Source organism: Kitasatospora phosalacinea, assembly GCF_000717185.1.
Taxonomy (GTDB): Bacteria; Actinomycetota; Actinomycetes; order Streptomycetales; family Streptomycetaceae; genus Kitasatospora; species Kitasatospora phosalacinea_A.
On the sequence record NZ_JNYE01000088.1, the window covers coordinates 22838 to 33980 of the forward strand.

Annotated in this window: 10 protein-coding genes; 2 read left to right on the forward strand and 8 right to left on the reverse strand. The window is 74.0% G+C overall.

Annotated elements, in window-relative coordinates; genetic code table 11:
• The first annotated feature begins 12 nt into the window (after nt 1–12).
• Nucleotides 13–1605, forward strand: a complete 1593-nt coding sequence (locus OO57_RS29365; protein WP_063737672.1) for an MFS transporter — start codon at nt 13–15, stop codon at nt 1603–1605.
• Here OO57_RS29365 and OO57_RS29370 read toward each other — a convergent pair.
• On the reverse strand, nt 1575–1985 hold the full coding sequence (locus tag OO57_RS29370) for a Fur family transcriptional regulator (protein ID WP_033255733.1): 411 nt from the start codon (nt 1983–1985) through the stop codon (nt 1575–1577). The genes OO57_RS29365 and OO57_RS29370 overlap by 31 nt on opposite strands.
• Before the next feature lie 193 nt (nt 1986–2178).
• On the opposite strand from OO57_RS29370, the gene katG reads away from it, so the two are divergent.
• On the forward strand, nt 2179–4401 hold the full coding sequence (gene katG, locus OO57_RS29375) for a catalase/peroxidase HPI (protein WP_033255734.1): 2223 nt from the start codon (nt 2179–2181) through the stop codon (nt 4399–4401).
• Between the two features lie 66 nt (nt 4402–4467).
• Here the strand turns inward: katG and ddaH are convergent, their stop codons facing one another.
• The 7 genes from ddaH to OO57_RS29410 form a co-directional block, all read right to left on the reverse strand.
• On the reverse strand, nt 4468–5277 hold the full coding sequence (ddaH, locus tag OO57_RS29380; protein ID WP_033255735.1) for a dimethylargininase: 810 nt from the start codon (nt 5275–5277) through the stop codon (nt 4468–4470).
• Nucleotides 5278–5355: 78 nt separating this feature from the next.
• On the reverse strand, nt 5356–6732 hold the full coding sequence (locus tag OO57_RS29385) for an FAD-binding oxidoreductase (protein WP_033255736.1): 1377 nt from the start codon (nt 6730–6732) through the stop codon (nt 5356–5358).
• Entirely contained in the window at nt 6729–7076 is a 348-nt protein-coding gene (locus OO57_RS29390; RefSeq protein ID WP_033255737.1) for a hypothetical protein, read from the reverse strand. The genes OO57_RS29385 and OO57_RS29390 overlap by 4 nt, the downstream gene beginning before the upstream one ends.
• A complete protein-coding gene (locus OO57_RS29395; protein ID WP_051778393.1) occupies nt 7073–7423 on the reverse strand; it encodes a cupin domain-containing protein in 351 nt (116 codons plus the stop codon). The genes OO57_RS29390 and OO57_RS29395 overlap by 4 nt, the downstream gene beginning before the upstream one ends.
• An 85-nt stretch (nt 7424–7508) precedes the next feature.
• A complete protein-coding gene (locus OO57_RS29400) occupies nt 7509–8189 on the reverse strand; it encodes a response regulator (protein ID WP_033255738.1) in 681 nt (226 codons plus the stop codon).
• Between the two features lie 114 nt (nt 8190–8303).
• The gene (tsrT, locus tag OO57_RS29405) at nt 8304–10031 is read right to left on the reverse strand and encodes a tryptophan 2-C-methyltransferase (RefSeq protein WP_033255739.1); all 1728 of its coding nucleotides are present in this window, start codon (nt 10029–10031) and stop codon (nt 8304–8306) included.
• Between the two features lie 34 nt (nt 10032–10065).
• Complete coding sequence (locus tag OO57_RS29410) at nt 10066–11106, reverse strand: acyl-CoA dehydrogenase family protein (protein ID WP_033255740.1); 1041 nt, start codon at nt 11104–11106, stop codon at nt 10066–10068.
• Between the last annotated feature and the right edge of the window lie 37 nt (nt 11107–11143).

Sequence of the window (11143 nt, forward strand, 5' to 3'; positions counted from 1 at the left end):
GGAGGCAGTGCGGTGGCCGAACTGGACGACCGGCGCAAGCGGTTGGTGCTCGCGGTGTGCTGCGTGAGCATGGTGATGGTGGTAATGGACGTCTCGGTGGTGAACGCGGCGCTGCCCGCGGTCGGCCGGGAGTGGGGGGCGTCGGTGTCGGCGCTCCAGTGGACGGTGGACGCGTACGCGCTGGTGCTGGCGGCGTTCCTGCTGCCCGCGGGGGCGGCCGCGGACCGGTGGGGGCGGCGGCGGGTGTTCGTGCTGGGGCTGCTGGTGTTCGGGCTGGGGTCGGCGCTGTGCACGCTGGCGCCGGGGGCGGGCGCGCTGGTGGCCGCGCGGGCGGTGCAGGCGGCGGGCGGGACGATGCTGAACCCGGTGGCGACGGGGATCGTGGCGACCGCGTTCCCGCAGCCGGCCGAACGGGCCCGGGCGATCGGGGTGTTCGGGTCGGTGTCGGGGCTGTCGCTGGCGCTCGGCCCGGTGCTGGGCGGGGTGCTGGTGGACGGCTGGGGCTGGCGGGCGGTGTTCTGGGTGAACCTGCCGGTGGTGGCGGCGGGCGTGGCGGGCGCGCTGCGCTGGGTGCCGGAGTCCCGGGCCGGGCGGGCCCGGCGGTTCGACCCGGTGGGGCAGCTGCTGGTGGTGGCGCTGCTGGGCGGGACGGTGTTCGCGCTGATCTCGGCGGGGCGCTCGGGCTGGTCGGCGCCGACGGCGTGGGGGCCGCTGGCGGTGGCGGTGGCGGCCGTCCCGGTGCTGGGCCGGTACGAGGCGCGGCGGGCGGACGCGCTGCTGGAGGTGCGGCTGCTGCGCCGCGGCCCGCTGGCGGCGGCGCTGGTGGCCGCGTTCGCGGCGCTGTGCGCGTTCGCGGCGTTCCTCTTCGCGGTGACGCTGTACCTGCAGGGGCTGCGCGGGATGTCGGCGCTGCGGGCGGGGCTGTGCCTGGTGCCGGTGGGCGTGCTGGTCCTGGTGCTGTCGCCGCGGACCGGGCGGGCGGTGGGCCGGTACGGGCCGCGCGGGCCGCTGCTGGTGTCGGGCGCGGCGCTGGCGCTGGCGGGGGCGCTGCTGCTGGTGGTGGTGGGGCCGCGGACGCCGGTGTGGGCGCTGGTGGCGGTGTTCGCGCTGGTGGGGGTGTTCCAGGGGACGGTGAACCCGCCGATCAGCAACACCGCGGTGGCGGGGATGCCGGGGTCGATGGCCTCGCTGGCCGCCGCACTGGCCTCGGCGGCCCGGCAGACCGGTTCGGCGGTGGGCGTGGCGGTGGCGGGCGTCCTGCTGGGCCCGGGGGCGGCGGCGGACGGTGCGCCCGGCGGTGCGCCGGGCGGCGTGTCGGGCGGCGCGGGGTTCGTCGCGGCGGCGCGCGGGGTGTGGTGGCTGCTGCTGGCGGCGGGGGTGCTGATCGCGGTGCTGGGCGCGGTGGGGTCGGGCGCCCGGCGCGGGGCGGCTCCGGCTGTTCCGGCCGCTCCGGCTGCTCCGACGGCTACGGCCGTTCCGACGGCGGTGGCCGTTCCGACGACGGTGGCCGTTCCGACGACGGTGGCCGTTCCGACGGCGGTGGCGGACGGCGCGGGGCGGGGCGGCCCGGGGCGTCAGGCGCAGTCGGGGCAGAGCCCGCGGTAGGTGACCTCGGCGGTGGCGACGGCGAAGCCGAAGCGTTCGGCGGCGGGCAGGGCGGCCAGCGGGTCACCGGTGGGGTGGACGTCGCGGATGGTGCCGCAGGCGGAGCAGACCAGGTGCTGGTGCGGCTGGTGGGCGTTGGGGTCGTACCGCTTGGCGCGGCCGTCGGTGGCGACCTCCAGCACCTCACCGAGGGTGACGAGTTCACCGAGGGTGTTGTAGACGGTGGCGCGGGAGATCTCGGGGAGGCGGTCGGCGGCGCGCGCGTGCACCTCGTCCGCGGTCAGGTGGACGTGGTCGCCGTCCAGCACCTCGGCGACCACCCGGCGCTGGGAGGTCAGCCGCCAGCCGCGGGCCCGCAGTCGTTCCAGCAGATCACTCATCTCGTTTTCACCCATTCAGCTCAACATTCGCCCGAACTGTACAGCGGACGTCATCGGACACCCGATTCGAGCGGGATCACCACCCGTTTGACCCTCTTCTTGACTTAGACTCGGTCTATCTTAGGATCGGCTCCGAAGAAGGGCCAGACGCCCGTTGCAGAGTGCGATTCCGCCCGACCCCGGAGGGACTCCCATGCCCGAGAACGACGACGCCATCGTCACCGACCCCAAGTCCGAGGGCGCGGGCGGCTGCCCGGTCGCGCACGGCCGGGCCGCGCACCCGACGCAGGGCGGCGGCAACCGGCAGTGGTGGCCGGAGCGGCTGAACCTGAAGATCCTGGCGAAGAACCCGGCCGTGGCGAACCCGCTCGGCGCGGACTTCGACTACCCGGCGGCCTTCGCCTCGCTCGACCTGCCGGCCGTCAAGCGCGACATCGAGACGGTGCTCACCACCTCGCAGGACTGGTGGCCCGCCGACTTCGGCCACTACGGCCCGCTGATCATCCGGATGGCCTGGCACAGCGCCGGCACCTACCGGATCTCCGACGGCCGCGGCGGCGCGGGCGCCGGGCAGCAGCGCTTCGCCCCGCTCAACTCCTGGCCGGACAACGCCAACCTGGACAAGGCCCGCCGCCTGCTGTGGCCGGTGAAGCAGAAGTACGGCCAGGCGCTGTCCTGGGCCGACCTGCTGATCCTGTCCGGCAACGTGGCGCTGGAGTCGATGGGCTTCCAGACCTTCGGCTTCGGCGGCGGCCGGGCGGACGTCTGGGAGGCCGACGAGGACGTGTACTGGGGCCCGGAGACCACCTGGCTGGGCGACGAGCGCTACACCGGCGACCGCCACCTGGAGGAGCCGCTGGGCGCCGTCCAGATGGGCCTGATCTACGTCAACCCGGAGGGCCCCAACGGCAACCCGGACCCGGTCGCGGCCGCCCGCGACATCCGCGAGACCTTCCGCCGGATGGCGATGAACGACGAGGAGACCGTCGCGCTCATCGCCGGCGGCCACACCTTCGGCAAGACCCACGGCGCGGGCCCGGCCGACAACGTCGGCGCCGACCCCGAGGGCGCGGGCCTGGAGGACCAGGGCCTCGGCTGGAAGAGCACGTACGGCTCCGGCAAGGGCGCCGACGCGATCACCTCCGGCCTGGAGGTCACCTGGACCGACACGCCGACCACCTGGGACAACTCCTTCTTCGAGATCCTGTTCGGCCACGAGTGGGAGCTCACCAAGTCGCCCGCCGGGGCGCACCAGTGGAAGCCGAAGGACGGCGCCGGCGAGGGCACCGTGCCGGACGCCTTCGACCCGGCGAAGAAGCACGCCCCGCAGATGCTCACCACCGACCTGTCGCTGCGCTTCGACCCGGTGTACGAGCAGATCTCCCGCCGCTTCCTGAACGACCCGGCGGCCTTCGCGGACGCCTTCGCCCGCGCCTGGTACAAGCTGACCCACCGCGACATGGGCCCGGTCGTCCGCTACCTCGGCCCCGAGGTGCCGTCCGAGGAGCTGCTCTGGCAGGACCCGCTGCCCGCCGCCCAGGGCGAGCCGGTCGACGCGGCGGACGTGGCGGCGCTCAAGGCGAAGCTGCTGGACTCCGGCCTGACCACCGCCCAGCTGGTGTCCACCGCGTGGGCCTCGGCCTCGTCCTTCCGCGGCAGCGACCTGCGCGGCGGCGCGAACGGCGCCCGCGTCCGGCTGGAGCCGCAGCGCGGCTGGGAGGCCAACGACCCGGAGCAGCTCGCGCAGGTGCTGCGGGTGCTGGAGGGCGTGCAGCAGGAGTTCAACGCGCAGGGCGGCAAGCAGGTCTCGCTGGCCGACCTGATCGTGCTGGGCGGCACCGCGGCGGTCGAGCGGGCCGCGAAGGAGGGCGGCGTCGAGGTCGAGGTGGGCTTCCGCCCGGGCCGGGTGGACGCCACCCAGGAGAAGACCGACGTCGAGTCGTTCGCCGCGCTGGAGCCGCAGGCCGACGGGTTCCGCAACTACCAGGGCAAGGGCACCCGGCTCCCCGCCGAGTACCTGCTGGTGGACAAGGCCAACCTGCTGAACCTCTCCGCCCCCGAGCTGACCGTGCTGGTCGGCGGCCTGCGGGTGCTGGGCGCCAACACCGGCGGCTCGCAGCACGGCGTGTTCACCGAGCGCCCGGGCACCCTGTCGAACGACTTCTTCGTCAACCTGCTGGACCTGGGCACCACCTGGGCCCCGGTCGCCTCCGACCACACGGTCTACGAGGGCCGGGACGCCTCCGGCGCGGTCAAGTGGACCGGCACCCGGGCCGACCTGGTGTTCGGCTCCAACTCGGAGCTGCGGGCGCTGGCCGAGGTGTACGCCTCGGACGACGCGAAGGAGAAGTTCGTCAGGGACTTCGCCGCCGCCTGGACCAAGGTCATGGAGCTGGACCGCTTCGACCTGGTGTGAGCGTGAGCGTGAACTGACGCAGGGCCCGGACCGCTGCTGCGGTCCGGGCCCTGCGGCGTCCCCCGGTCAGCGGCGCAGTTCCAGGGTGCAGCACTTGACGGCGCCGCCGGCCCGGAGCAGCTCGGTCAGGTCGACGCCGATCGGGGTGAAGCCGCGCTCGCGCAGCCGCTCGGCGAGGCGGACGGCCGCCTCCGGGAGGACGACGTGCGCGCCGTCGGAGACCGCGTTCAGGCCGAACACCCGGGCGTCGTCGGCGTCGGCGAGCACCGCGTCCGGGTAGAGGCGCTCCAGCACCGCGCGGGAGGCGGCGTCGAAGGCCGGCGGGTGGTACATGACCTCGGTGTCGCTGAGCACCGCGAGCGCGGTGTCCAGGTGGTAGTAGCGCGGGTCGACCAGTCGCAGCGGCACCACCTCGCGGCCGAGGAACTCCCGCGCCTCGGCGTGCGCGGCGGCCTCGGTGCGGAAACCGGTGCCCGCCAGGATCCGCTCCCCCGCCACCAGCAGGTCGCCCTCGCCCTCGTTGACGTGCTCGGCGTCCTTGACCCGCCAGCCGCGCGCGCGGAACCAGTCGGCGTACGCGGGGCCCTCGGCAGCCCGCTCGGGGTGCCGGAAGCGGGCGCCCAGCACCCGGCCGTCCAGCGTGGTGGCGCCGTTGGCGGCGAACACCATGTCCGGCAGACCGGGCAGCGGTTCGATCAACTCCACGGTGTGGCCGAGGCGTTGGAACAGCGCGTGCAGCTGGTCCCACTGGGCGAGGGCGGTGCCGGTGTCGGTGGGCTTCGCCGGGTCCATCCACGGGTTGATGGAGTAGTCGACGGTGAAGTGCACGGGCCGGCACATCAGGTAGTGGCGCGGGGTGGCGGTTCGCGGCGACACGGTGGTGTCTCCTTCCGGGCATGGCGGAGCGGCTGACGGTCGGTCAGTCCGATTCCGTGGCATGGGACTTGGGGTCGTTCAGCTGCCGATCGACTGCGGGAAGGCGAAGAGTCCGTCCGGGTCGTGGCGGCGCTTGGTGACGACCAGCCTGGGGTAGTTCGCACCGTAGTAGGCCTCGCGCCAGTTCCGCAGGTCCGGGTCGGTGAAGTTCAGGTAGGCGCCGCCGGTCGCGTGCGGGGCGACCAGGTGGTCGAGCCCGGCGAGGTGGGCGAGGTGCGGGGCCGGGTCCTCGCCGGGCAGCCAGGAGGTGTCCAGGCTGACCAGGTACTGGGCGTCGCGGTGCGCGAAGGCGGTGGCCGCCGGGTCGACGCGGTTGATCGCCCCGCCCCAGCCGAACAGCGCCAGGCCGCAGCCGTCGGCGTTGCCGCTGGGCGGCGCGGCCGCGAGGTGGGCCAGCGCGGCGGCGAGGGCCTCCGGCGGCAGCGGGCGGGCGGCGAAGTGGGTGCGGACGGCGAACGCCCCGCCGCTGGTCTCGTGCTGGAGGTGGTCCATCGCGTCCCAGAAGTCCCGGTCGGCGAGCTCCGCGCGCAGCGGCGCACCGGCCGCGAACGCCGGGGCGAGCAGCTCGCGCAGCTCGGCGGCGGGGCCGAGGTGCAGGCCCACCGCGGAGACCAGGGTGCGGCCGCCGGAGCGGGCCGCGCCCAGCCGGAGCGAGGTCTCCTCGGGCGCGGTCAGCATCAACTGCTGGACGGCGGTGAGGACTTCGACGGCGTCTTCGGCCTCCCAGAGCAGCAGGCAGGTGGACGCGGCGGGGGCCGGTACGGCCTGGAAGGTCAGGTCCAGGTTGATCCCGAAGTTGCCGCCGCCACCGCCGCGGCAGGCCCAGTACAGGTCCTCGTTCTGCTCGGCGTCGCAGGTCAGCACCGCCCCGGCGGCGGTGGCCAGGGTGGTGGCGCGCAGCGTGTCGGCGGTCAGCCCGAACCGGCGGGAGGTCGCGGCGGAGCCGCCGCCGAGCGCCAGCCCGGCGATCCCGACGCCCGCGCCGTTGCCGAGCGGCAGCGCGAGCCCGTGCGGGCGCAGCGCCGCGTACAGCGCACCGGTCAGGACGCCGCCGCCGACGGTGACCCGCGCGGTGGCCGGGTCGACGGTGACCGCGTCCAGGGCCCGCAGGTCCACCACCAGGCCGGAGTTGACCGAGTGCCCGGCGTACGAGTGCCCGCCCCCGCGGGGGACGATCGGCACCGCGTGGTCCCGCGCCCACTCGATCGCGCGCAGCACGTCCGCGGCGTCGGCGGCGCGCAGCACGGCGGTGGGCTCGCGGTGCGCCCAGCGCTCGTTGAAGGCGGCGGAGGACTCGCGGAAGTCCGCGTCCGCGGGGCGCAGCAGGGGGCCGGTGGTGTGCTTGTCGAGCAGTGCCCAGTCGGCGGGGGCTCCGTGCTGCGGGGCGGGGGTCACGGGGCGACCTCTTCGATGGTGGAGGTGCCGGTGGTGGGGTGGGGGCCGTAGCGTTCCCAGGTCTCGTGGAGGCGGATCCGGCCGTCGGGGGTGAGGGCGGGGGTGTTGTGGGTGCGGCCGCAGACGACCTGGCCGTCGGTGAGGACGAAGGTGTAGCCCATGGTGAGGGTGCCGTCGGGCTGGCGGGTGCCCGCGGTCCAGCCGCGCTGGATGCTGCCGCCGGCGATCTCGCCCCAGACCAGGTCGCCCTGCTGGTGGTAGACGGCGACGGTGCGGTGGTCGCCGTCGGGGGCGTGGAAGCGGCGGCCCTCGTAGTCGAGGCGGTGGAGGTTCGGCCGGGTCACGCCTGCCACCAGATGGCGTAGTAGGCGAAGTCGGTGTCGTGCGGGTTGGCGACGGCGTGGTCGGTGTCGGCGGGGAGGAGGACGAGGTCGCCCGCGGCGACGGGGTGGCTGGCGTCGGCGGTGCGGACCTCGCCGCGGCCGCTGATGCAGATGAAGAGTTCGCGTTCGGTGTGCTGGTGGGTGTCGGTGAGGTCGCCGGGGCGCAGGACGCACCAGGCGCCGTGGAAGGGGGTGGTGAGTCCGTCCCAGGGGTGGAGGAGGCGGAGGTCGAGGCCGTGGGCGCGTTCGAGGTGGTCGGGTTCCTGGCGGCGGATCACCAGGCCGGGCGGCGGGCCGGTTTCGGGCACGGTGGGGCTCCGTTCGTTCGGAGGAGCGGCGGATGGGGGCGGCCGGGAGGACGGCCGGGGGCGGCCGGGGGCCGGGGCGGTCGCGTCAGCGGGCGGCGGCGGCCTGGCCGAGGCCGGCGTCGCGGGCGAGGACCAGGGCCTGGGCGCGGTCGGCGACGCCGAGTTTGCCGAGGATGTGGGAGATGCGGTTGCTGACGGTCTTGGAGGCGAGGGCGAGTTCCCGGGCGATGGCGCTGTTGGAGCGGCCGGCGGCGAGGTGTTCGAGGACCTCGCGTTCGCGGTCGCTGAGCTGCGGGAACGGGTAGCTGCGCGGGCGGGGGCCGGTGCCGATCAGGGTGCCGAGCCGGGCGGCGATGGTGCGGTCGAGGATGGCCTCGCCCGCGCCGACGGCGTGGATGCCGCGGACGATCTGGTCGGCGGTGGCGCGTTTGACCAGGTAGCCGCGGGCCCCGGCGTGGAAGGCGGCGGCGACGGCCTTGTCGTCGTCGAGGGTGCTGAACACCAGGACGCCGGTCTCGGGGGCGAGGCGCAGGACCTGGCTGATCACCCGCATGCCGGTGCTGTCGTCCATCTGCGGGTCGAGGACCAGGACGTCGGGCCGGTACCGGGAGGCGGTGGCGAGGACCTCCCCGGTGGTTCCGGCCTCGCCGACCACCGCGGCGGCGGCGCCCGTGGCCTCCACCATGGAGCGGACGCCCTGCCGGACGGCGGGTTGGACGTCGGCCAGCAGCACGGTCAGCGGCGCGGTGATCCCGTGCTGTTTCATCGTCCCCTCGCGGCGTGTGGTGGTGCGCGGTGCGGGCTACGGACCGGTCACCGGTAGTGATGATTCCGTGACCTCATCATGATCTGATCAAATCGCCACCTCAAGTGCGCAATGTCATACAGGAGTTGGCAGATGTGAGGATTGGGCGGCGGCTTCCCGGGCCTTGCGCATGATCTCCTCGCGGCCGCGCCAGTGCGACCAGAAGGCGCCGGTGTAGCCGAGGCCGCCGAGGCTGGTGAGGAAGGGGTTGTCGGCGTAGTTGTTGTCGTGCTCGCTCATGCCCTCGACGGTGGGCAGCATGACCCGGTGGTGGTCGGCCGGGTCGATCAGCGCCCACAGGTCGGCGACGGCGCCGTGCCAGCGCTCGGCGGGGTCGGCGGCGCGGGCCGGGTCGGGCAGCAGGCCGGGCGAGAAGTAGCAGACCAGCCGGAAGTTGCCGTGCTCGTCGAACATGAACTGCCGCTCGTACTCGGCCGGGGAGGAGCACATCCGCAGCGGCTTGAGCACGATCGGGCCGTCGGCGGTGTTGGACTGCAGGCCGGGGACGGTGCGCACGCCCGCGCACTGCTCGGCGATGTCGATGCCCATCGGGGTGTACGGGAACAGGCGCAGGCCGAGCGAGAAGCCGGTGACGGTGGCGTCCAGGGCCATGAAGGCGTCCACGCAGGCGCGGACCGTCTCGGGGGTCTCCCCCGGCATGCCGAACAGCGCCTCGACCATGGTGAGGATGCCGCGTTCGTGGCACAGCCGCACCAGCCGTTCGGTGTCGGCGAAGGTGTAGTAGGTGCCGCCCTTCTCGGTGACCTTCCAGCCGCTGAGCACCTCGGGGCGGATGTGGTCGCTGCCGACGTTGACGCCGCGGCAGCCCGCCTCGGCCAGCAGGTCGGCGAACTCCTCGTCGAACGGGCTGGGTTGGCAGTAGACCCAGAGCCGCAGCTGGTTCAGCGGGTTGGCCGGGTCGGCGTGCCGGCGGCGGACGACCTCCCGCAGCAGGTTCTTGGCGTGCACCACGGAGAGGTTGAACTCGCTGTCGGTGGTGTGCTGGTCCAGGATGCCCTGGGCCGCCAGCGACTCCATCTCGTCGACCACGGAGGCGAGTTCGCGCTGCCCGTAGCGGGTGCCCTTGGCGTCGGGCTCGACGCAGTGCGAGCAGCGGTAGGCGCAGCCGTTCTTGGTCAGGATGGAGCCGAGGCCGCCGCGCCGGTAGTACTCCAGGTTGTCGACCCGGCGCGGCACGCCGGAGCGCCGCCGGTAGACCGAGAGCCGGTCGACCTGCCACACCCGGGGCTCGAACTGGCCGGTGGGCTCGGCCGGTTGGGGCTGCCCGTGGCGGACGGTGAGCACCGCGGGCGGGACCCGGACGGCGCCGCGCCCGGTGTTGCGGATCAGGCCGGGGATGGTGGCGGTGTCGCGGCCCTCGGCGATCGCGGTGGCCAGCTCGCAGAGGATCTTCTCGCCGGGGCCCTTCACGCCGTAGTCGATGCCGAAGTACTCGACCAGGGCGAACGGCATGGTGGAGAAGCCGATCCCGCCGCCGACCACGGGCGCGTCGGTGAGCCGCCGGATCTCAGTGATGATCTCCCGGTGCTCGCCGACGAACGGGCGCTGCTCGAAGGCGTACACGGTGTCGGTGTTGCGGACGGTCACCCCGACCAGCATCGGGGAGCGTTCGGCGAAGTACTCGTGCAGGCAGGTCTTCCAGTCGTCGCGGCGGAAGGTCAGGTCGAGCACCTCCACCTCGAAGCCGTCGTCCTCCAGTGCGGTGGTGAGCACGTCGAGGGCGTACGGGGCGATCGGCGGATGCACCTTGTTCGGGTTGACCAACAGGACGAGTCTGCTCATCGGGGTTGCCTCCCTTGGAAGTTGGGGCGGGTGCTCAGACGAGGCCGAGGCTGATGCCGAACTCGGGCTCGGCGCCCAGCAGGTAGGCCCCGGCGGACTGCAGGATGCGGTCCTGGGCGACCAGGTGCTGGGCGAGGACGGTGGTGTCGCGCAGCCAGCGGTCCATCGGCGAGCTGCGGTTGATCGACCAGGTCTGCAGCAGGTCGTAGGTGCGGGCGACGATCGTCCGGGCGCTGCGGAAGGCGTGCAGCCAGGACAGCGGGGAGGCGGCGCGCTCGGTCGGGGTGAGGTCGTCCAGGGTGCCGCCGGCCGCCAGCACCGCCCACTGGCGGCGCATCGCGCCGTACACGCCCTCCCGGGCCACCCCGAGCGGGACGCCGCACATCGCCCGGGTGAAGGAGTCCGGCTGGGTGAGCGGGCCGGGGCGGCCCTGCGGGGTGGCGAAGGTGTAGGTGTGCTCCTCGGGGACGAACACGTCGGTCATCGTGTAGTCGCAACTGCCGCTGCCGCACAGGCCGGTGGTGTCCCAGTTGTCGATCACCTCGACCTGTTCGCGGCGCACCAGGAACTGCCGGGAGTCGTGCCGGTGCTTGCTGCCGGGGGCGGCCCAGGGCTCGCCGCCGTCGTAGATGAACGCGCCGGAGGTCACCCAGTCGGCGTGCTTGATGCCGGAGCCGAACGACCAGCGGCCGCTGAGCCGGAAGCCGCCGGGGACGCGCTCGGCCCGGCCGGAGGGCTGGAGCAGGCCGGCCACCACCAGGTCGGGGCGCGGGAAGACCTCCTTGGCGACGGTCTGGTCCAGGAAGTTGGCGTAGATGCCGGTGTTGGCGCCGATCACGGCGCACCAGGCGGCCGAGGCGTCGCCGTACGCCAGGGCCTCCACCACCTCGGTCTGCTCCATCGAGGTCAGGCCGGGGCCGCCCCACTCGGGGCCGTAGCACATGCCGAACACGCCGGTGCCGCGCAGCAGTTCGACCACCTCGGCGGGCAGCGTGCGGTTGGCCTCGATCTCCGGGGCCCTCTCCCGCAGCACCGGCGCCAACTCCCGGGCGCGGCGCAGGATCTCCGTTGTCATGCTGGTCACTTCTCCTTCTGCGTCGGGTGGTCGGCGG